This is a genomic window from Streptomyces muensis (assembly GCF_021474425.1).
Lineage (GTDB): Bacteria > Actinomycetota > Actinomycetes > Streptomycetales > Streptomycetaceae > Streptomyces > Streptomyces muensis.
The window spans coordinates 27,450-49,555 of record NZ_JAKEIP010000031.1; the positions used below are offsets into that span (position 1 = coordinate 27,450).

Here is a 22,106-nt window from a genome sequence, read left to right on the forward strand (position 1 = left end):
AGGAGTCCCCATGAGTACCACCACTGTTGAGGCCCCGGTGAAGAAGCAGGAGCCCGTGCCCACCGCCGGCCCGCGCAAGGGCCGCCGCCGCGGCACGTCCCTCGTCTCGCACGGCATCCTCGTCGTGGCGAGCCTGATCGCGCTCTTCCCCGTCGCCTGGCTGCTCTTCCTGTCCCTCGGCCCGGACAAGGACGACTACCTCCACCCCGGCGGCATCTGGGGAAAGATGACGCTGGACAACTACAGCTACGTCCTGACCGAGACGAAGTTCCTCGACTGGCTGACGAGCACGCTCATCGTCACGGTCGGCACCACCCTCATCGGCGTCGTCATCGCCGCCACCACCGGCTACGCGGTGTCCCGGATGCGCTTCCCGGGCTACAAGAAGTTCATGTGGGTGCTGCTGGTGACCCAGATGTTCCCGGTGGCCGTCCTCATGGTGCCGATGTACCAGATCCTGTCCGAGCTCCAGCTCATCGACAGCTACCTCGGCCTCGTCCTCGTGTACTGCACGACGACCGTGCCGTACTGTGCCTGGCTGATGAAGGGGTACTTCGACACGATCCCGTTCGAGATCGACGAGGCAGGACGCGTCGACGGGCTGACCCCCTTCGGCACGTTCGCGCGACTGATACTGCCGCTCGCCAAGCCGGGCCTGGCGGTCGCCGCGTTCTACAGCTTCCTCACGGCCTTCGGTGAGGTCGCGTTCGCTTCGACGTTCATGCTGTCCGACACGAAGTACACGTTCGCGGTCGGGTTGCAGACCTTCATCAGTGAGCATGACGCGCAGCGCAATCTGATGGCTGCCACGGCGGTGTTGGTGGCCATACCCGTTTCCGCGTTCTTCTACTTCGTGCAGAAGAACCTGGTGACCGGGCTTACCGCCGGTGGCACCAAGGGGTGACGGCCGTAGGTGACCAGCCGCGGCGCCGTCGTGGCTGGTCGCGCAGTTCCCCGCGCCCCCAAAAAGACAGGGGCGCTGCTGTCCCCCCCCTTTGAACCCGAGGCGGCCGCTGTGTCCATCCGACCCCGCTGTCACCGCGGCCGCCTCGTCCGACCCATGAATCCGTTACGTACCAAGGACGCCATGAGCCAGCAGCACTCCGCCCTCGCCCCGGCCCCGAACCACGCCAAAGCCAAGCGCGGCGACTGGTGGCGGGACGCGGTGATCTACCAGGTCTATCCGCGCAGCTTCGCCGACAGCAACGGCGACGGCATGGGCGACCTGGAAGGCGTACGCTCCCGCCTGCCCTACCTGCGCGACCTCGGCGTGGACGCCGTGTGGCTCAGCCCCTTCTACGCCTCCCCGCAGGCCGACGCCGGCTACGACGTCGCCGACTACCGGGCCGTCGACCCCATGTTCGGCAACCTGCTCGACGCCGACGCGCTGATCCGCGACGCCCACGAGCTGGGGCTGAGGATCATCGTCGACCTGGTCCCGAACCATTCCTCCGACCAGCACGAGTGGTTCAAGCGGGCGGTCGCCGAGGGACCCGGCTCCCCGCTCCGGGACCGCTACCACTTCCGCCCCGGCAAGGGGAAGAACGGCGAACTCCCGCCCAACGACTGGGAGTCCATCTTCGGCGGCCCGGCGTGGACGCGCGTCGCCGACGGCGAGTGGTACCTGCACCTCTTCGCCCCCGAGCAGCCCGACTTCAACTGGGAGCACCCGGCCGTCGGGGACGAGTTCCGCTCGATCCTCCGCTTCTGGCTGGACATGGGCGTCGACGGCTTCCGTATCGACGTCGCCCACGGCCTGGTGAAGGCGGAGGGGCTGCCGGACCTCGGATCCCACGACCAGCTCAAGCTGCTGGGCAACGATGTCATGCCGTTCTTCGACCAGGACGGAGTGCACGCCGTCTACCGGCAGTGGCGCACGGTCCTCGACGAGTACGCCGGTGAGCGCATTTTCGTGGCCGAGGCCTGGACGCCGACCGTCGAGCGCACCGCGAACTACGTCCGCCCCGACGAGCTGCACCAGGCCTTCAACTTCCAGTACCTGTCCACGGAGTGGGAGGCCGAGGAGCTGCGCAAGGTCGTCGACCGCACCCTGGACGCGATGCGCCCCGTCGGCGCCCCCGCCACCTGGGTGCTGTCCAACCACGACGTCACCCGCCACGCCACCCGCTTCGCCAACCCGCCCGGCCTCGGCACCCAGATCCGCACGGCCGGCGACCGCGAACTGGGCCTGCGCCGCGCCCGCGCCGCCACCCTCCTCATGCTCGCGCTGCCCGGTTCGGCGTACGTCTACCAGGGCGAGGAGCTGGGCCTGCCCGACGTCGTCGACCTGCCCGACGAGGTCCGCCAGGACCCGGCGTACTTCCGTGGCGAGGGCCAGGACGGCTTCCGCGACGGCTGCCGCGTGCCGATCCCGTGGACACGCGAGGGCTCGTCGTACGGCTTCGGCAGCGGGGGCAGCTGGCTGCCGCAGCCCGCGTCCTGGGGGGAGTTGAGCGTCGAGGCGCAGACCGGCGTCGCCGACTCGACCCTGGAGCTCTACCGTGCCGCCCTCGCCGCCCGCCGTGCGCACCCCGACCTCGGGGCCGGCGACGAGGTGGAGTGGCTGCGGGCTCCCGAGGGTGTCCTGGCGTTCCGGCGCGGAGACTTCGTCTGCGTCGCCAACACCACCGGCGAGTCCGTGACGCTCCCCGCCCACGGCCGCGTACTGCTGACCAGCGGTGAGATCACCGAGGCGGACGGCGAGACGAAGGTGCCGTCGGACACGACCGTGTGGTGGACGACGGCCTGACGGCCGCGCAGTTTCCAGAGGGCCCGCTTCGGCGGGCCCTCTTTGCTGTCCGCCGACTCCCGGACCGGACGGTGCTCCCCGCCGGGGAACCCTCCAGGTGACCCAGGTCCTCAACCAAGTGAGACGTCATGAGTGCCGAGTGAGAGGCGAAGGGATGTGGAACGGCAGGGACGAGGCGTTCACGGCTTTCATGGCCGCACGCTACGGTTCGCTCCTTCGCACCGCCACGCTGCTCACCGGCGGCGTGCGTCCCCGGGCCGAGGACCTGGCGCAGGAGGCGCTCCTGCGCACGTACCGGGCCTGGCACCGGATCGGCCGACTCGAAGCCGCCGAGGCCTACACCCGCACCACCATGGTGCGGCTCCTGGTCAAGGACCGGCGTCGGCGCTGGAACTCCGAGGTCCCCGCCGAGGACCTGCCGGAGCTCCCGGAACCCGGACACGAGGAGGAGGTGGCGACCGCCGTGGCCGTACGCGAACTGCTGCGCACCATTCCCCCGGCCCAACGCGCCGTGCTCGTACTCCGCTTCTACCACCAGCTCACCGAGCGGGAGATCGCGGACGTACTGGGCTGCTCGCCCGGCACGGTCAAGAGCCGTGCCGCCCGCGCCCTCGCCGCACTGCGTGCCGAGGGGTTCCCCACCACCCCGGTACCCGACCGGGAGATCCCGGAGAGGGGGCACCACGATGACTGACAAGCCGCTTCCCGACACCCCGCTGCCGGAGGACGAGCGGGTACGCCTGCTCCTCATGGCCGCCGCCGAGCCGGAGGGCGGGGTCGCCCCACCGTGCGCCGCCTTCACCGCCCGCGCACGGCGCTCGCTCGTACGCCGCCGACTCGCCGCGGTGACCGCCACACTCGCGGCGGGCGCGGCCGCGGCGGCCGGGGTCCTCCTCGCCGGTGGCGTGAGCGGGGACGACGATCCGCCGCCCGCCTCCGAACAGTGTCTGAGCGACACGGTACGGAACATCGAGGACCGCCAGGCACAGGGCTACCGCCCGGTGTACGGCACCCTGCACGAGGACTGGATCCCGATGGACGACGGAGTCACCAAGAGCTCCGGGTTCCGCTTCGACATCGAAGGCGCCCTCGCCGACGGCCAGGGCGTCCCGTCGAGCGGATCGGTCCAGGTCTGGCACCCGGTGTCCGAGGCCCAACTCCCGGAACCCGGACGGTACGTGCTCCTCCTCGACCGCGCGGACCGCCCCGACCGCGACGGCACGCCCCTCTTCCACCTGGCCCCGGAGCGGGCACTGCCCCTCGACACGGACGACCGCGTCGAACTGCGGTGTGCCGACGGCAGCACGGGTTCGGTGTCCCAGGACCGGCTGCGCGCCGCGATGAACGGGGAGTGACCCGGTCCATCGCGGCGCGCGGGCCGGGCTCACCTCCAGGCGTCGCTCGTCGTGTAGCCGGACGAACTGCCCGTCGCGTACGACCGGTTCGTGCCCGACTCCCAGGTCACGTTGCCGGCGCCGTCCTTCTTCAGGAACTTGTACTCGAAGGCCGAGTCCTTAGGGACGATCACCGACTTGCTCCACGTCGGGTACGACGCCGACGACAGCGGGATCGCGTCGGCCGTCTTCCAGGAGCCGAGCGCCGGGATCGAGCCGACGACATAGACGTTGGTGCCCCAGTCGGTCGTCGCGGTGACGTTGAACGTGACGTCGGTGGCGCCCGCGCTCGCCACGTTCCAGGAGTTGTCGAGGGTGACCGCCGAAGTCGTCGTGGTCGCCGATCTGTTGGCGCTGGACTCCCAGGTCACATTGCCGGAGGCGTCCTTCTTCACGTACTTGTACTCGAACGACGTGTTGACCGGCACGCTCACCGCCCCCGACCAGACCGGGTACCCGGCCGACGACAGCTTCACCGCCTTCGCCGTGTCCCAGCCGCCCAGCGCCGCGATCGAACCGACCACGTACACGTCCTGGCCGGTCGTCGTGGGCGCGTACGCGTTGAAGGTCGCCGTCACCGTCGAGGTGCCGTCGTCCGGCTCCTCGCAGGAGGTGTCGCAGGGCGTGAACTCACCGTCGTAGAAGGCGATGGCGCTCTTCGCGGGGATCGTGAGCGTGGCGTTGCCGCCGGACACCGTCACCGTGGTCGCGCCGTTGTCGACGACGTTCGCGTACGTGCCGTCGGCCATCCCGGTCGCGAAGGTGTACGTCGCCGCCGATGAGCCGTTGTTGAGCGCGATGTAGCCCGCCGTACCCCGCCCGAAGCCGATGACGCCCGACGACTTCGACGCCCAATTGGCCACCGCCTCCGAGCCCACCGCGTTGTGCCACTTCACCATGCCGGCGATGGCGGCGTCGCGCTGGAGGCAGTACCAGCCGTTCGAGCAGTTCGTGTCCGCCACGAAGCCGCCCGAGTTCGGCGGCGCCTGGTCGGAGGAGGAGAACTCGAAGCCCGAGTACACCGTCGGCGTCGACCACTTGTAGGCGAGCTGGAAGACGTTGGCGAGCCGGTAGGTGTCACCGTCCTTGTAGCTCATGTGCAGACCGTTGCGCTCGGTGTCGTGGTTGGTCACGAAGGACACCGAGTTCGCCGGGGGCAGCACGCCCGAGGACGGCAGCGACTCCAAGTCGCTCACGTTCCCCTGGAACGCCGACTTCAGCCTGCTCGCGTACGTGAAGTCCAAGACGTCGCCCGCGGAGTAGTAGTCGGAGGCGGCCGGCGTCGAACCCGGGTACACCTCCTGGAAGACGTACGGCTCCGCACCCGACGTCGTGTCGTCCAGCTTCGCCCGGATCGCGTTCAGGTCGGCGACCGGCATGTGCTTGGCCGCGTCGACACGGAAGCCGTCCACGCCCAGCGCGATCTGCTGGTTCAGGTAGGCCGCGATGCCCGAGCGGACGTCCTCGTCCTCGGTCTCCAGGTCGGGCAGGCCCAGCAGCTCGCAGTTCTGGATCTCGGTGAGGTTCGACCAGTCGTCGATGATCAGGTCGGAGTCGTTGCACTCGGCCGACGTGTGGTAGTCGTCCGGGTTCCAGTCGGGGGTGTCGTACTTGTTGCTGATCGTCGTGCCGTTGTAGCCGGTGCCGGTCTGTGCGGCCGTGTGGTTGATCACCGCGTCCGTGTACACCTTCACGCCCGCGTCATGGCAGGCCTCCACCATCGAGGCGAACTGCGCCGCCGTCCCGAAGCGGCCGCTGAGCTCGTAGGAGTACGGCTGGTAGACGTCCCACCAGTAGTAGTTGGCCTGCTTGAGCGACTCGGCCGGCGGGGCCACCCAGACCGCGCCGTAACCGTTCGGGCCGAGCACGTTCGTGCACTCCGAGGCGACCGAGTCCCAGTTGTAGGACCACAGGTTGGCGATGACGTCGCCGGAGGTCGTGGCGTCCGCCTGTGCGGGCGTGGCGGGCAGGGCGACGGCTCCCGCGAGGGCGAGCGCGCCAGCCGCCACGGCGGTCAGGGTGCGGCGGAGGGCACCAGGGGGACGGTGTCTGTTGGTCATATGCGGCTCCGTTGGCGGTGTTCGGGATGTCGATCAACGGCCAGGGACTCAACCACTCGTGAGCGTGGGGGAGTTGAGACGGGCACGTCAAGGTTGCGGATGAAAGTACTTGCTATGGCTTTCAACTCTCTTGCTGTAAACCTTTCGCGGCGGTACGGTCACGCCGGCGCCCGGCAACGAAGCCGCGCCGCGGCGCAGGGGGGATCCGACTGAGCCGCATCCGCAAGGAGTTCAGCCTGTGATATCGAAGAGTCCGGCGCCCCCGAAGCGCCACAGGAAGCGACGCCGTACCGCCCTCGCCGCCGCGCTGACCGCGCTGACCGCAGCGGGCGCCGCGGCCCTCATCGCCCCCGGCACCACCGCCTCCGCCTCCCCGCCCGGCACCAAGGACGTCACCGCGGTGATGTTCGAGTGGAACTTCGCCTCGGTCGCCAAGGAGTGCACCAACACCCTCGGCCCGGCCGGCTACGGCTACGTCCAGGTCTCCCCGCCCGCCGAGCACATCCAGGGCTCGCAGTGGTGGACCTCGTACCAGCCGGTGAGCTACAAGATCGCCGGGCGCCTCGGCGACCGTACGGCCTTCCAGAACATGGTCAACACCTGCCACGCGGCCGGCGTGAAGGTCGTCGTCGACACCGTCATCAACCACATGTCGGCGGGCAGCGGCACCGGCACCGGCGGCTCGTCGTACACCAAGTACAACTACCCGGGCCTGTACTCGGCGCCCGACTTCGACGACTGCACGAGCCAGATCAACAACTACCAGGACCGCTGGAACGTCCAGCACTGCGAACTGGTGGGCCTGGCCGACCTGGACACGGGGGAGTCCTATGTCCGCGGTGCCATCGCCGGGTACATGAACGATTTGCTGACGCTCGGTGTCGACGGCTTCCGCATCGACGCGGCCAAGCACATGGACGCCGCCGACCTGGCCAACATCAAGTCCCGGCTGAGCAATCCGTCGGTGTACTGGAAGCAGGAGGCCATCTATGGCAGCGGCGAGGCCGTCCAGCCGACCGAGTACACGGGCAACGGCGACGTCCAGGAGTTCCGTTACGCCTACGACCTCAAGCGCGTCTTCAACAACGAGAACCTCGCCTACCTGAAGAACTACGGCGAGGGCTGGGGCTACATGAGCAGTGGTGTCTCGGGCGTCTTCGTCGACAACCACGACACCGAGCGCAACGGCTCGACGCTCAACTACAAGGACGGGGCGAACTACACCCTCGCCAACGTCTTCATGCTGGCCTACCCGTACGGCGCCCCGGACATCAACTCCGGCTACGAGTGGTCCAGCACGGACGCCGGGCCGCCCAACAACGGCTCCGTGACCGCCTGCTGGCAGGACGGCTGGAAGTGCCAGCACAACTGGCCCGAGATCAAGTCCATGGTCGCCTTCCGCAACGCCACCCGCGGTGAGGCCGTCACCAACTGGTGGGACAACGGGGGCGACGCCATCGCCTTCGGGCGCGGCAGCAAGGGCTACGTGGCGATCAACCACGAGTCGAGCAGCCTGACCCGCACCTACCAGACGTCCCTCGCGGCGGGCACGTACTGCAACGTGCAGAACAACACCACCGTGACGGTGAACTCAAGCGGTCAGTTCACGGCCACCCTTGGCGCCAACACCGCCCTGGCGATCTACACCGGCAAGTCCAGCTGCTGAGCCGCCGCGCCCTCCGGTGACACACGGCCACCCCTGTTACGGCTGTACACGGCGACGCAGGGGTGGCCGGTCGAGTATCTCGATGTACACGATCCGGCCGTCCACCACGTCGAGGATCAGATCGCCCGACGAGGGCAGGAGCGGCACGCAGCGATGGCCCGGACCGTACGGCTGCCCCGGCGGATGGTCCGCCGTCCGGATGCTCTGGCAGAAGTCGTCCCGGCAGCCGCACTCGCCGACCAGGTGGACATCCCGCACGCAGATGGCAAGCCAGTGTTCCCCCTCCTCCTCCAGGAGCGTGGCCAGTTCATCGATGAGCTCCGGGAAGACGTCGCGAACGAGGGGTGGTTCCTGCTCCATGCGAGGACTGTAACCAGGGTGGCCGGGTGTGGCGATTGCTTATGGCTCAGCCCGAGGAGCATGTCAAGTCCAGGTCTCCCCGCCGAGCCAAGCGCATCGTCGGCTCGCGGCAATGGATGTCGGTTGGTCTGCTCGCACAGACCAACTCCCCCTCCTGGGCTTCCCGCTGAGACTGCTCCTGAAAGTTCTTACCGATGGTTTCAAGCCTCTTGCTGTAATGCTTACGGCGGCGATACGTTTCGCGCGGGGTCGGACCCAAAGAGCCGTAATCGCAAGGAGCCCATCTGTGATACAGAGATGGCCGTCGCCGTCGAGGCGCCGTACCGCCCACGCCGGACGGGTCGCCGCGGTCACCGTGACCGCGCTGGCCGCAGCGCTCGTCCAGCCTCTCGCGGCGCGGGCGGACACCCCGCCTCCGCCCCCGTCCGACGCCAGGCTGGCCGCCGAGCCGGCCCGGCACGACGCGACCCGGGAGCAGTTCTACTTCGTCCTTCCGGACCGTTTCGCCAATGGCAGCACCGCCAACGACAAGGGCGGTCTGACCGGTTCGCGCATGAACACCGGCTACGACCCCACCGACAAGGGCTTCTACCAGGGCGGCGACCTCAAGGGTCTGACCAAGCGCCTCGACTACATCAAAGGGCTCGGCACCACCGCCATCTGGATGGCCCCCATCTTCAAGAACCAGCCCGTGCAGGGGACAGGGGCCAACGCCTCCGCCGCCTACCACGGTTACTGGATCACCGACTTCACCCAGGTCGACCCGCACTTCGGCACCAACAAGGACCTGGAAACCCTCATCTCCAAGGCCCACGCCAAGGGCATGAAGGTCTTCTTCGACGTCATTACCAACCACACGGCCGACGTCGTCGACTACGAGGAGAAGTCGTACGACTACCTCTCCAAGGGCGCCTTCCCGTACCTCACCAAGGACGGCAGGCCCTTCGACGACGCCGACTACGCGGACGGGAAGTCCGCCTTCCCGGCCGTCGGCACCGGCTCCTTCCCGCGCACGCCGACCGTCCCCGCCGCGAAGAAGGACGTCAAGGTCCCGTCGTGGCTCAACGATCCGACGATGTACCACAACCGCGGCGACTCGACCTTCGCCGGTGAGAGTTCCACGCACGGCGACTTCGGCGGCCTGGACGACCTGTGGACCGAGCGCCCCGAGGTCGTCAGCGGCATGGAGAAGATCTACCAGCGCTGGGTCAGGGACTTCGACATCGACGGCTTCCGCATCGACACCGTGAAGCACGTCAACCTGGAGTTCTGGACCCAGTGGGCCACGGCCCTGGACTCCTACGCGGCCAAGAAGGGCCGTGACGACTTCTTCATGTTCGGCGAGGTCTACTCCGCCGACACGAACATCACTTCGCCGTACGTCACCCAGGGCCGCCTCGACGCCACCCTCGACTTCCCCTTCCAGGAGGCGGCACGGCAGTACGCCTCCCAGGGCGGCAGCGCGCGGAAGCTGGCGGCCGTCTTCGGCGACGACTACAAGTACACGACGGACAAGGCCAACGCCTACGAGCAGGTCACGTTCCTCGGCAACCACGACATGGGCCGCATCGGGTACTTCCTGAACCAGGACAACCCCAATGCCACCGACGCCGAGCTGTTGAAGAAGGACCGGCTCGCCAACGAGCTGATGTTCCTCAGCCGTGGCAACCCGGTCGTCTACTACGGCGACGAGCAGGGCTTCACCGGCGCCGGCGGCGACAAGGACGCCCGTCAGACCCTGTTCGCCTCGAAGACCGCCGACTACCTCGACGACGACCAGCTCGGCACCGACCGCACCCACGCGAGCGACGCCTACGACACCGGCGCACCGCTGTACCGGCAGATCAGCGCCCTCTCCAAGCTCCGCAAGGCCAACCCCGCCCTCGCCGACGGCATCCAGACCGAGCGCCACGCTGCCGACGGTCCCGGCGTCTACGCCTTCTCCCGCACCGACGCCCGGACCGGCACCGAGTACGTCGTCGCCTTCAACAACGCGGGTGAGGCGAGGACGGCGACCTTCGCGACCGGTGCGGCGGGCATGACGTACAAGGGCATCTACGGCACGGACGCCGCCCCGAAGAGCGACGCCGACAGCAAGCTCACCGTCACCGTCCCGGCCGGCTCGGCCATAGTCCTCAAGGCGACCGGCAGGCCCGACGCGCCCGCGGCCAAGCCGACGCTCACCCTCAAGGCCCCCGCCGCCGGCGCCACCGGCACGGTGGAGATCGGCGCCGACGTCGACGGCGGACAGCTCAACCGGGTCGTCTTCGCCGCACAGGTCGGCGGCGGCAAGTGGCGGACCCTGGGCTCCGCCGACCACGCGCCGTACAAGGTCACGCAGGCCATCGGGAAGGACGTACCGGCCGGAACGGCTCTGCGCTACAAGGCGGTCGTGATCGACTCGGCCGGCCGCACGGCGAGCGCGACGGCGGCGAGCACCACCGGCACCCCGCCCGCCCCCGAGACCCCCTCCGCCGCCTCCCGCGACTACGCGATCGTCCACTACAAGCGCACCGACGGCGACTACGCGAACTGGGGCCTGTACGCCTGGGGCGACCTCGCCGACGGCGAGTCCACGAACTGGCCCGACAGCCACCCCTTCACCGGCCGTGACGCCTACGGCGCCTTCGCCTACGTCAAGCTGAAGCCGGGCGCCTCCAGCGTCGGGTTCCTCGTCATCGACAAGGACGGCAACAAGGACGTCTCGGCCGACCGCACGATCGACGTCACCAAGACCGGCGAGATCTGGGTCGAGCAGGGCAAGGAGGCCGTACTCACCGAGAAGCCGGCGGCCGACTACCCGGCGCCGGACAAGTCCAAGGCGGTCCTGCACTACCACCGCGCCGACGGCAACTACGACGGCTGGGGCCTGCACACCTGGACGGGTGCCGCGAACCCCACCGACTGGTCGAACCCCCTGAAGCCGGTGAAGACTGACAGTTATGGTGCGGTCTTCGAGGTACCGCTCACCGACGGTGCCACCAGCCTCAGCTACATCCTCCACAAGGGCGACGAGAAGGACCTGCCCGCCGACCAGTCGCTCGACCTCACGGCGAACGGCCACGAGGTGTGGCTGTTGAGCGGCCAGGAGAAGTACCTGCTCCCGCAGCCCGCCGGGTCCGCCGCCGCGCTCGACCTGACCACGTCCAAGGCGATCTGGATCGACCGGGACACCCTCGCCTGGAACGGCGCCGAGACGGCCGCCTCCACCCAGCTGCTGTACAGCCGGGAGGGCTCGATCGCCGTCGAGGACGGTGCCCTGACCGGCGACGACGCCCGCTGGCTCCGGCTGTCCAAGACCTCCCTCACCGACGCCCAGAAGGCGCGGTTCCCGCACCTGAAGAACCACGCCGCCTGGTCCGTCGACCCGCGGGACCGTGACCGGGTCCGCGAGGCCCTGCGCGGTCAGCTCGTCGCCTCCCAGCGGGCGGCCAACGGCGCCGTCCTGGCCGCGACCGGCGTGCAGATCGCGGGCGTCCTCGACGACCTGTACCCCGGGGCGACGAAGGCCGACCTCGGTCCGACCTTCGACAAGGGCCGTCCGACGCTCGCCGTCTGGGCGCCCACGGCCCAGTCGGTGAAGCTGGAGATCGGTGACTCCACCGTGGCCACCGTCGCCATGAAGCGGGACGACACCACCGGCGTCTGGTCCGTCACCGGCCCGAGGTCCTGGAAGAACAAGCCGTACCGGTACGTCGTGAAGGTCTGGGCGCCCAGCGTCCGCAAGGTCGTCACCAACAAGGTCACCGACCCCTACGCCGTGGCGCTCACCGCGAACTCCGAGCGCAGCCTGGTCGTCGACCTCGCCGACCGGTCCCTGGCGCCGAGCGGCTGGTCGACGTACACCAAGCCCAGGGCCGTACCGCTGAAGGACGCCCAGATCCAGGAGCTGCACATCCGGGACTTCTCGGTGGCGGACAAGACGGTGCCGGCCGAGGACCGGGGCACCTACCGCGCCTTCGGCGACAAGCTCAGCGACGGCTCCAGGCACCTGAGGAAGCTGGCCGAGGCGGGCACGTCGTACGTCCATCTCCTGCCCGCCTTCGACATCGCCACGATCCCCGAGAAGAAGTCCGAGCAGGCGACCACCGACTGCGACCTGGCCTCCTTCCCGGCCGACTCCGACAAGCAGCAGGAGTGCGTGGCGAAGATCGCCGCGAAGGACGCCTTCAACTGGGGCTACGACCCGTACCACTACACGGTCCCGGAGGGTTCGTACGCCAGTGACCCGGACGGGACACGGCGCACGGTCGAGTTCCGCGAGATGGTCAAGGCGCTGAACGAGGACGGTCTCAGGGTCGTCATGGACGTCGTCTACAACCACACGGCGGCCAGCGGCCAGGCGGACACCTCCGTCCTGGACCGGATCGTCCCCGGCTACTACCAGCGGCTCCTCGCCGACGGCTCGGTCGCCAACAGCACCTGCTGCTCCAACACGGCCACCGAGAACGCCATGATGGGCAAGCTGGTCGTCGACTCGATCGTCACCTGGGCCAAGGAGTACAAGGTCGACGGCTTCCGCTTCGACCTCATGGGCCACCACCCGAAGGCCAACATCCTCGCGGTCAGGAAGGCCCTGGACGAGCTGACCCTCGCCGAGGACGGCGTCGACGGCAAGAAGATCATCCTGTACGGCGAGGGCTGGAACTTCGGTGAGATCGCCGACGACGCCCGGTTCGTCCAGGCCACGCAGAAGAACATGGCGGGGACGGGCATCGCGACCTTCTCCGACCGCGCGCGTGACGCGGTGCGCGGCGGCGGCCCCTTCGACGAGGACCCCGGCGTCCAGGGCTTCGCGTCCGGCCTGTTCACCGAACCCAACTCCTCGAAGAACAACGGCACTTCGGCGGAGCAGAAGGCGCGCCTCCTGCACTACCAGGACCTGATCAAGGTCGGTCTGTCCGGCAACCTCGCCGACTACCGCTTCACCGACACCGACGGCAAGGAGGTCACGGGCTCCGAGGTCGACTACAACGGGGCGCCCGCCGGGTACGCGGCCGCCCCCGGCGACGCCCTCGCCTACGCGGACGCGCACGACAACGAGTCGCTCTTCGACGCCCTCGCCTTCAAGCTGCCCACGACGGTGAGCGCCGCCGACCGCGCCAGGATGCAGGTCCTCGCCATGGCCACGGCCACCCTGTCGCAGGGCCCGGCCCTGTCCCAGGCGGGCACCGACCTGCTGCGCTCGAAGTCGCTGGACCGCAACTCCTACGACAGCGGCGACTGGTTCAACGCCATCCACTGGAACTGCGCCGACGGCAACGGCTTCGGACGGGGGCTGCCGCCGGCGGCCGACAACGAGTCCAAGTGGCCGTACGCGAAGCCTCTGCTCGGGACCGTCAAGGTGGGCTGCGAGCAGATCGAGGGCAGCTCGGCGGCGTATCAGGACCTGCTGCGGATCCGTACGTCGGAGAAGGCGTTCTCCCTCGACACGGCGGCCCAGGTCCAGTCGAAGCTCTCCTTCCCGCTCTCCGGGAAGGACGAGACACCCGGCGTGATCACCATGCGCCTCGGTGACCTGGTCGTCGTCTTCAACGCGACGCCCGACCGGCAGGAGCAGAAGGTCGCCTCACTGGCCGGCGAGGGCTACCGGCTGCACCCGGTGCAGGCCTCGGGTGCGGACCCTGTCGTCAGGTCCTCGTCCTTTGACGGGGCGACGGGCACGTTCGCCGTCCCGGGACGCTCGGTCGCGGTCTTCACCAGGGCGCACTGACACATGGGTGGGGCGGTCCGGACACCGGGCCGCCCCGCTCGTGCGTCCGGTTAGGGTGAGCGCTGCTGACGTAGAACAGGAGTGCTCATGCCGCAGATCACCGTCGACTACTCGAACACGATCTCCCTGGACCGGGAGGGCTTCGCCCGGGACCTGCACACCGCGACCGTCGAGATCGCGGCGGCCAAGCCGGAGGCGTGCAAGACGCAGTTCCGGCCCAGCCAGTACACGGCCTTCGGCTACGAGGACCCCGAGGAGCAGGGCCACGCGGTCGTCCACGTCACCCTCGGCCTGCTCGCCGGCCGCACGGACGAGACCAAGGCGAAGCTGACGGAGAAGGTCCTGGAGCTGCTGCGCCGGCACATCGAGGACAACGGCATCGTCCTGCACGCCTCCGCCGAGGTACGCGACCTCGACCCGTCCTACCGCAAGTTCGAACGCTAGGGCCTGTCCGGCGGATCATGCCGGCGTCGCGGGCGCTGGCCGGCCCGAACTGCTTCTTTCAGCCGGCCTGATCCGCCGGACAGGCCCTAGGAAGCCAGCGAGATCAGCCGGCCGACCAGGTCGCTGAAGGGGCCGTCGGCCGGTTCGTCCTTGAGCATGCGGCGCAGTAGCGCGCCCATCTCCTCGTCGCCGGCGGCGCTGACGGCGGCCAGCGCGGCGAAGTCGTGCACGAGCTGCACCTCCAGCTCGGCGCGCGGGATGCGCCGGCCGTCCAGCCAGATCAGGGCCGTGGACTCGGCGAGTGAGATCCAGGAGCGGACGACCAGTTCCAGGCGCGCGGGCGGGTTCACCACGTCCAGATGCGAAAGGATCTGGACATAGGCGGCCTGCCGCACGGAGTCGATGAGCGCGTTCGTGGCCGTGGAGCCGACGGCCGGACCGCCCCGCATCAGCGCCGAGAAACCGGGTCCGTGTTCGTCGACGAAGTCGAAGAAGCGCCGCATCACGCGCAGCAGCCGCGCCCCCAGCGGCCCCTCGTGCGGCTCGACGAAGCGGTCCGCCAGTTCGTCCGAGGCGCGCTTCAACGCGGCTTCGTACAAGCTGAGTTTGCCGGGGAAGTAGTGGTAGACCAGCGGGCGTGAGATGCCGGCGGCCGACGCTATCTCGTCGATGGAGACGTCGTCGGGCGAGCGCTGGCTGAACAGTTCGAGGGCGACGCCGATCAACTGCTGCCGTCGCTCCTCGACTCCCATTCTTCGGCGTACCCCGGTAGTCATGCGAACACCTTACCGATCGAATCCGGCCCCGAACGGACCGGACCGATCACGGACGTTCACATGTCCCCGCACGCCTTCCCTCACATGTCCAACACCAGGCGATCACTCCGCGCCCGCGACACACAGATCAGCATCGAGTCGGCCCGCTCCGCGTCGGTCAGCAGCTCGTCCCGGTGCTCCACCTCGCCCTCCAGCACCCGCTGTTGGCAGGTCCCGCAGAACCCCTGCTCGCAGGAGTACGCGGTGTCGGGCAACTCCGCGCGTACGGCGGCCAGTACGGTCGAGTCGGCGGGGACGGTCAACGTCCGCCCGCTGCGCCGCAGTTCGACCTCGAAGGCGCCGCCCGTCGCGGCGCGGGGTGTGAACCGCTCCAGCTGGACGTGCGGGAACCGCTCCGCCACGGCGGCCATCAGCCCCTCCGGCCCACAGCAGTAGACGGCGGCACCCTCGGGCACCTCCGCGAGGAACCCGTCGAGATCGGGCACCCCTTCCACGACGCTCACCCGGTCCCCGCCCAGCTTCTCGACCTCCTCCAGGAACGGCATCGAGGCGCGGTCCCGCCCGCAGTACAGCAGCCGCCACGGCACGCCCTCGCCCAGCGCCCGCAGCATCGGCAGCATGGGCGTGATCCCGATGCCGCCCGCGACGAACACGTACGACGGGGCCTCCACCAGCGGGAAACGGTTCCGCGGCCCCCGCACCTCCAGTTCCATCCCCTCCCGCACCTGCTCGTGCACCTCGCGCGAGCCACCCCGCCCGTCCGCGACCAGCCTGGTCGCCACCGTGTACGACGAGCCGTCCTCCGGGTCCCCGCACAGCGAGTACTGCCGCACCAGACCCGACGGCAGCACGAGGTCGAGATGCGCTCCGGGCTCCCAGCCCGGCAGGTCGCGTCCCTCCAGCCGCAGTTGGACGACCCCCTCGGCGACCTCCTCCCGCGAGGCCACCAGCACCCGCAGCGCCCGCGACCGGGGCCGCCCGGAGACCGGCTCCTCCAGGGCGGGCATCGGCCACAGCGGGGAGGTCCGGATACGGCGCCGCATCGCGCGCCGGACGAGCAGGGCGGTCCCGGCGAGGACGGCCACAGTACGCAGCTTCGGCATCAGGCGGCACCCTTCGCCGACTCCTGGGCCGTCTCGGCGGCCAGTGCGGCGGGGGAGGAGGCCAGATAGGCGACGGCCTGCTCGGTGGAGCCCTCCTGCGAGGGGTGGTACGCGCGGCTCAGGTACCGGGGAATGGACCTGAGCATGTCCCCGGTCGCCGGCAGCGTGCCCCGTCTGCCCCGGACGTAGAAGTCCTTGAAGGTGGCCCGGCCGTCGACGAGCGTCGGGTCGTTCGCCATGAAGAAACGCGCCCCGCGCTGCCACAGGAAGACCAGCGCGGCGAACGCCGTCGCCCAGGTCCGCACCCGCCGCCGGTAGTCGCCGTCGACATGCATGAACAGGTCGAACGCCACCGACCGGTGCTCGACCTCCTCGGCGCCGTGCCAGCGCAGCAGGTCCAGCATGGTCGGGTCGGCGCCGCGCCGGTCCAGCTCCTCGGCATTGAGCACCCAGTCACCGAGGAACGCGGTGTAGTGCTCGATGGCCGCGATGATCGCCACCCGCTCCATCAGCCACCAGCGGCGCGCCCGGCCCGGCGGCAGCGTGCGGTCGCCGAGCAGCTTCTCGAAGAGCCAGTCGACCTGCGCGGTGTACGGCGTCGGGTCGAGCCCCTGCTCCCGAAGATGCGGCAGCACCTCGTCGTGGGCCTGCGAGTGCATCGCCTCCTGCCCGATGAACCCGATGACGTCCTCGCGCAGCCGCTCGTCCCGGATGTACGGCAGCACCTGCTTGTAGACGTGCACGAACCACCGCTCGCCGGCGGGTAGGAGCAGATGCAGCACGTTGATCGTGTGCGTGGTGAAGGGATCGCCGGGGACCCAGTGCAGCGGGGTGTCGTCCCAGGAGAAGGACACCTTGCGGGCCTTGAGGGGTATCCGGTCCTGCGTATTAGACATGGCGTCAATGTACTGACGGGTAGGGCTGGGGTGAACCCTTGTGCAGCCCCTTATTTACATTCCCGTCAGCAAGCTGGTCCCATGAGCAAGCCGGGGTCCTACTTGAGGCCGTCGATCGAGCGCCCGCTCTCCAGCGTCCCCTTCAGCTCGGCCCGCGCGCCCTGCTTCGCCCGCACCGCCAGCAGACTGCTCTCGGAGCCGCCGCGCACCCCGCCCGTGGCCCGGATGGACTCGGTGTCCCCGGTGCCCGCCGCCAGCAGATACCAGCCGCCCGCCTGCGCCTTCCACAACACCCCCGCCAGCACATGCGGATCACGCGCCCCGCACGCCGGCACGTTCTGCGCCTTCGCCGCCACCGTCGCGTGCGTGGCGCCCGGCGTCCGGAACTGGGCCAGCACCCGCTCGCCACCGCCCCGCCAGGTCTCGGCACGCGAGCACACCCAGTCCGCGGCGCCGGTCGCGTCGGGCAGCGGCTGCCGGGCGTACGCCCAGGCGTTGACCGTGCGCACCCCGGCCGAACGCATCGCACCCAGCCAGCACGAGTACGGCGCCCAGGTGTGCAGTGCCTGTGTGCCGGACACGTCCTTGGTCTCGCCGGGGCGGCCGGTGGTGAGACGGGCCGGGACCAGTTCGGCGAGGTCGGTCAGCAGCCGGGTGCCGGTGCCGTCGGTCACCTGGAGGGCGTTCCACGACGAGCACGCGCCGGTCTGCTGGGCGGCGGGGCTCGCCATCGGCGAGGTGACCCCGTCGGTCACCGTGAGGTCCATCGCCCCGGCGTCCGGCTTCAGCAGGTCCCGCTCGGCCGCCTTCTTCACCCAGGGCGCCATCAGATAGCGGACGTTGCCGTCGGCCCGGCTCAGCACCACCGCGCTCGCCTCCGCCCTGGTCGCGTTGTCGACCCGCGAGAAGTCCAGCGCGGCACCGGCCGTGCCGTCCAGCGGCTCGGCGTAACGGGCGATGCGCAGACCGTCGTAGAGGATCACCACGCGCGCGTTGTCGACGGCGCCCGCGTACAGCAGTTGCGGGGCGCCGGACGGGCCGCCCGACGGGGTGCCCGGCGTCGCCGAGACGGCGACCGTCTCACCGGGGCGGGCCCACACCGCGAGTGCGCGGCGCAGCAGGGCCGAGTCGTCGGCGAGGTCGCCGCGCGCGGGCCACACGGAGAAGTCGGTACGGGCCGAGGACTGCCAGGCCAGCGCCGGGACCTTCGTCAACTGGGCCGGGTCGAGTGCCGCCTCGGCCGCCGGGTTCTGCGCGTACGGGGGTGCGGCGGGACCGTCGGGACCCCAGCCCTCACCGGGCAGACCGAGCAGTGCCCCGCACACCAGCAGCGCCGCCCCGGCGGCCAGCGCGGCCTTCGTGTGCTGCCTGCGCCGCATCAGATCGGTGGGCCTGGCCTGGAGCGAGCACGGGTCGAACTCGGGGGAGTCGAGCAGCGCGTACTGCGCCGGGACGGTGTCGGCCTCCTCCAGCACGTCCTCCACGTCCTCGACGCCGGCCGCCGCGAGAACGTCGCGCACCTCGCCGTCCGGGAGCTTCTCCAGCCCGCGCAGCACGTAGGCCGCCCGCGCCGGGCCGGACAGCGCCGACAGCCGCTGGTCCAGCGCGAGCTCGTCGGCGCCGCCCGACCGGGGGAAGAGGCGCAGGCCCCAGACCTGGGGCAGCAGGGGCGGCAGTTGGGAGCGCTTGGGCCAGGCCAGGCGGCGCAACGGCAGTCCCGCCTCCAGCGCCGTACGCAGGACACGCAGCCGTAGGAAGGCGTAACCGGGGTCGCTGTCGCGGCCGGTCGACTGGGCCGGGATCACAGGCGTCGCCGCGGTCCGGCCCCGAGGCAGCGCACGCTGGGTGAGCGAGTGCGCCGTCACCACACGCCGGTTGCGTCCCAGACTCGGCGGCAACACCAGATAGGCCAGCCGGACCAGCCGCGGATAGTGCTCGACGAGCGCGGCCTCGGCCCGCTCGACATCGACGACCGCCTCGACCGAGGCGGGTCCGGGGCGCGGGGCGACATCCTGTGACTGCACGTTCAGCAGAACGAGCGAACGGACGCGAGGTCACAGGCGGCGGAGGGTGGGCTGTGGTGCGTTGTCGGCTGCCGGCACGTTGTGGCTGGTCGCGCCCCGCGGCGGAGCCGCATATCGATACAGCCCCGCGCCCCTTAGGGGCGCAACTCCCGCGCGTAATTCGTCATCGACCTCTGGTATCGCGGCAAATGGGATGCCAACGCCTCCAGGACCAGCGCCAACCCCTCCCGGTCCCGGCCCAGGCTCGACAGGCACAGCGCCAGCGTTGCCCGTACGGCGTCGTCCAGTTCGTCGGACGGTGCGTCGAGCTCGGGCGTCAACAGCTCGACGCCCTCCTCGGCCCGCCCGATGTTCCGCAGTGAGCTGGACATCTGGATCTTGGCCCGCCGCCCCTTGTAGCCGCTGAGCCCGCGTGCGAGAGCCTCCCGGTACAGCGGTACCGCCTTGTCCGAGTGGCCGGTCGAGTCCCAGGCGCACGCCTGCTCGAAGGGGCCGAGCGGGCTGTCGGCGGGCAGTTCCGCCACGAGCGCGTCGATGGCGGCACGGAAGTCGGCTGCCCGTTCCTCGCCGTAGGTGTCGAAGGTCGCCCATGCGGCGTCCACGCGGTCGTACCAGTCCTGGTTCACCGGCCCACACTCGCACACCCGTACCCGTGAGAGTCTCCTATTTGAGCGCATCGCCCGCCACAGCCGTATGGGAGACAAGGGCCCTTGCCGGGGCTCTGTGCGGCATGGACCGGAGGAACAGATGACATTGACCCGACCGATGCTCGCGCTGACCGGCGCGGTGGCGGTGCTCGCGCTGGCCGGCTGTGGCGCCGGCGGCGACAAGGCGGCCGACGAGCCAAAGACGGCGACCGGCAGCCTGGAGCATCTGGCGGCCATGGCCAAGTGCGACCCGAACATGCAGACCGACGCCGACGAGATCCGGCAGGCCATCTGCAAGAGCGGCAAGGACAAGTACATCCTCGCCACCTTCGCCACCGACCGCGGACAGGCCGAGTGGCTGAGCGGTGCCAAGGACTACGGCGGCTATTACCTCGTCGGCCGCAAATGGGTCGCCGTCGGCCAGGAGAAGACGGTCTCCACGCTCCAGAGCAAGCTGGGCGGAACGATGGAGGAAGGCTCCGAGCACATGAATCCCGGAGGCAGTCACAACAGCGGCGGCCACCACGGCTGACCGTGACGAAAGCCGGCGGTGGGATCTTCTCCCACCGCCGGCTTTCCGTTACCGGTTCAGGACCCTACTGGCAGTCCTGGCCGCTGTTGATGCAGTCGACCATCTGGTTCATCGTGTTCTCGTCGAAGAAGTTGATGAAGTCGTTGTGGTCGGTGATCGCCTTGTGCAGCTGGTCCGGGAAGGAGTCCACCGCGAAGGCGTTCTGGACCTGGCCGTTCTGGATCTGCGGGGGCTCGACGTCGTAGACCAGGCGGACCTGGAGCTGGGGGATCGCCTGGAACCCGTTGGCGCAGCTGCCGTCGCCCTGGACGAACGCCACGTGCGTACGGTGGTTGGCGCTGTCGATGTTCTGACCGTCCCAGCAGCTCTGGAAGTTCGACGTCCGCACCACGGAACTGCCCTCGGGGCAGATCGGGAGCTTGTCGTGCAGCTGGACCTTGTCCTCGAAGCCGGTGCAGCTCCAGTTCGCGTTGGCGTTGGCGTTGCCGTTCACGAAGGACTTGGCGTCACCGGTGATGATGCGCAGGGCCTGCGGCATCGCGACGACATCGCTCGTCTTGTTGCCGACGAACTTCAGCTGGGCCTCGCTGGCCTGGACGATCGTGCCGACGTTGCCGTCCTGACCACCGCCGGGGGCGTTGGCGTCGATGTCGTTCTGACCGTCCTGCACCCGCAGCACCGGCCAGAAGTACGACGACCTGTCACCCTGGTTCTGGCAGGTGGTGTCGCCGTTGGCCAGGTCCTGGTCGCTCGCGAAAGCGTTGTTGGCCTGGTTGCCGACGTAGTCGTGCTGGTGCTGCGCACCGTTGCTGACACCGGGAGCGACGATCACGTTGTCCGAGTTGCGGTTCTCGTTCTCGTTGGTGCCGCAGTTCGTGGTGAAGCTGCCGGTCGAACCGCTGTCCCCGTTCGCGGGGAGGCCGTTCTGGCCGACGCCCAGCTGGGCGTTGCCCTGGACCTGGGTGATGTCGACGAAGTCGTCGGCGTTGGGACCGTTGCCGGCCTGACCGCCGTTGCCGCCCTGGTCCTGTCCGCCGCCGTCCTGACCGCCCTGGTCCTGACCGTCGTTGTTCTGACCGTCCTGGTTCTGGTCCTGACCGTCGTTGTTCTGGTCCTGACCGTCCTGGTTCTGGTCCCCGCCCTGCTGGCCGTCGTTGGTCTCGGCCGGGACGCCCTGGCACTCGGCGAGCTGGTCGAGGCCCTGCGGTCGCTCGCCGCCGGCCCGGTTGATGTTGATGCCGATCCGGTCGAGCGTGGCCACACGCTTGGACTTCAGCGGGCCGAGGATGGCGTTGTTGACGTAGTTGGCGTCCCCCGCCTGGGCCTGCCGCGTCTCGGCGAGACGCTTGTAGGCATCCGTGACCTGCCTGTCGAGCAGCGCCAGCTCCTTGGCGACACCCTGGCGCGCGCTCTTCGGCACCTTCGTCAGCTGCTGGCCGACATCAGGGCAGTTGATCGTCGCGACCTGGGCGTTCGCGGACTTCGTCTGGTTCCACCCAGAGTTGTCCTCGTGCGCCGAAGCGTAGAAATTGGCCCATACAAGCCCGCCCCCACCGAGCGCTAGGGCTGCCGAAGCGGCTATGGCCTTGGTGGCCAGCGGCGTACGGCGTTTTCTTGTGTTGCGTCCCATGGAACTCCTCTGACTTCCTTTTTCGGGGCATCGAGGGCGCCCGACAGGAGTGAAGCGGCTCCCATTCATACGGAGCGCGCCCCAGAGGTGTTCAGCGGTCCCGGAAATAGTT

At 69.4% G+C, this 22,106-nt stretch carries 16 protein-coding genes; 8 read left to right on the forward strand and 8 right to left on the reverse strand.

The genetic code is table 11. The annotated features are described in order from the left end of the window. Positions 1 to 10: 10 nt before the first annotated feature. From L0P92_RS11375 to L0P92_RS11390, 4 genes are all read left to right on the forward strand, one after another. Complete coding sequence (locus tag L0P92_RS11375) at positions 11 to 904, forward strand: sugar ABC transporter permease (RefSeq protein ID WP_234762434.1); 894 nt, start codon at positions 11 to 13, stop codon at positions 902 to 904. A 183-nt stretch (positions 905 to 1,087) separates the two neighbouring features. After that, positions 1,088 to 2,749, forward strand: coding sequence for a glycoside hydrolase family 13 protein (locus tag L0P92_RS11380; RefSeq protein WP_234762435.1), 1,662 nt, complete (start codon positions 1,088 to 1,090; stop codon positions 2,747 to 2,749). A 139-nt stretch (positions 2,750 to 2,888) separates the two neighbouring features. Next, entirely contained in the window at positions 2,889 to 3,443 is a 555-nt protein-coding gene (locus L0P92_RS11385) for a SigE family RNA polymerase sigma factor (RefSeq protein ID WP_234762436.1), read from the forward strand. After that, entirely contained in the window at positions 3,436 to 4,104 is a 669-nt protein-coding gene (locus tag L0P92_RS11390) for a hypothetical protein (RefSeq protein ID WP_234762437.1), read from the forward strand. The genes L0P92_RS11385 and L0P92_RS11390 overlap by 8 nt, the downstream gene beginning before the upstream one ends. 29 nt (positions 4,105 to 4,133) lie before the next feature. On the opposite strand, the gene L0P92_RS11395 is transcribed toward L0P92_RS11390, so the two are convergent. Next, entirely contained in the window at positions 4,134 to 6,203 is a 2,070-nt protein-coding gene (locus tag L0P92_RS11395; RefSeq protein ID WP_234762438.1) for a carbohydrate-binding module family 20 domain-containing protein, read from the reverse strand. Between the two features lie 307 nt (positions 6,204 to 6,510). Between L0P92_RS11395 and L0P92_RS11400 the strand changes: the two genes are divergently transcribed. Beyond that, complete coding sequence (locus tag L0P92_RS11400; RefSeq protein ID WP_234762456.1) at positions 6,511 to 7,869, forward strand: alpha-amylase; 1,359 nt, start codon at positions 6,511 to 6,513, stop codon at positions 7,867 to 7,869. Positions 7,870 to 7,905: 36 nt separating this feature from the next. Here the strand turns inward: L0P92_RS11400 and L0P92_RS11405 are convergent, their stop codons facing one another. Then, entirely contained in the window at positions 7,906 to 8,229 is a 324-nt protein-coding gene (locus L0P92_RS11405) for a hypothetical protein (RefSeq protein WP_234762439.1), read from the reverse strand. Positions 8,230 to 8,515: 286 nt separating this feature from the next. On the opposite strand from L0P92_RS11405, the gene pulA reads away from it, so the two are divergent. Together pulA and L0P92_RS11415 are read left to right on the forward strand one after the other, a co-directional pair. Then, positions 8,516 to 13,942 carry a pullulanase-type alpha-1,6-glucosidase gene (gene pulA, locus L0P92_RS11410; RefSeq protein ID WP_234762440.1) on the forward strand — a complete coding sequence of 1,809 codons (5,427 nt, stop codon included), beginning with the start codon at positions 8,516 to 8,518 and terminating at the stop codon, positions 13,940 to 13,942. A gap of 87 nt (positions 13,943 to 14,029) precedes the next feature. Next, positions 14,030 to 14,386 carry a 5-carboxymethyl-2-hydroxymuconate Delta-isomerase gene (locus L0P92_RS11415; RefSeq protein WP_234762441.1) on the forward strand — a complete coding sequence of 119 codons (357 nt, stop codon included), beginning with the start codon at positions 14,030 to 14,032 and terminating at the stop codon, positions 14,384 to 14,386. A gap of 86 nt (positions 14,387 to 14,472) precedes the next feature. On the opposite strand, the gene L0P92_RS11420 is transcribed toward L0P92_RS11415, so the two are convergent. The 5 genes from L0P92_RS11420 to L0P92_RS11440 all read right to left on the reverse strand — a co-directional run bounded on the left by L0P92_RS11420 (position 14,473) and on the right by L0P92_RS11440 (position 19,862). Then, entirely contained in the window at positions 14,473 to 15,162 is a 690-nt protein-coding gene (locus L0P92_RS11420) for a TetR/AcrR family transcriptional regulator (RefSeq protein WP_234762442.1), read from the reverse strand. 80 nt (positions 15,163 to 15,242) lie between these two features. Beyond that, on the reverse strand, positions 15,243 to 16,265 hold the full coding sequence (locus L0P92_RS11425; protein WP_234762443.1) for a PDR/VanB family oxidoreductase: 1,023 nt from the start codon (positions 16,263 to 16,265) through the stop codon (positions 15,243 to 15,245). Further along, complete coding sequence (locus L0P92_RS11430) at positions 16,265 to 17,161, reverse strand: metal-dependent hydrolase (RefSeq protein ID WP_234762444.1); 897 nt, start codon at positions 17,159 to 17,161, stop codon at positions 16,265 to 16,267. The genes L0P92_RS11425 and L0P92_RS11430 overlap by 1 nt, the downstream gene beginning before the upstream one ends. Positions 17,162 to 17,259: 98 nt before the next feature. After that, positions 17,260 to 19,185 (reverse strand): hypothetical protein, encoded by a 1,926-nt coding sequence (locus L0P92_RS11435; protein ID WP_234762445.1) that lies wholly within the window; start codon positions 19,183 to 19,185, stop codon positions 17,260 to 17,262. Between the two features lie 134 nt (positions 19,186 to 19,319). Continuing rightward, on the reverse strand, positions 19,320 to 19,862 hold the full coding sequence (locus L0P92_RS11440; protein ID WP_234762457.1) for a tetratricopeptide repeat protein: 543 nt from the start codon (positions 19,860 to 19,862) through the stop codon (positions 19,320 to 19,322). A 70-nt stretch (positions 19,863 to 19,932) separates the two neighbouring features. Here L0P92_RS11440 and L0P92_RS11445 point away from each other — a divergent pair, with 70 nt between their 5' ends. Then, positions 19,933 to 20,364, forward strand: a complete 432-nt coding sequence (locus L0P92_RS11445) for a hypothetical protein (RefSeq protein ID WP_234762446.1) — start codon at positions 19,933 to 19,935, stop codon at positions 20,362 to 20,364. 64 nt (positions 20,365 to 20,428) lie between these two features. Here the strand turns inward: L0P92_RS11445 and L0P92_RS11450 are convergent, their stop codons facing one another. Further along, positions 20,429 to 21,994: a DUF1996 domain-containing protein gene (locus tag L0P92_RS11450; protein WP_234762447.1), complete on the reverse strand. Its 1,566-nt coding sequence runs from the start codon at positions 21,992 to 21,994 to the stop codon at positions 20,429 to 20,431. Positions 21,995 to 22,106 lie beyond the last annotated feature (112 nt).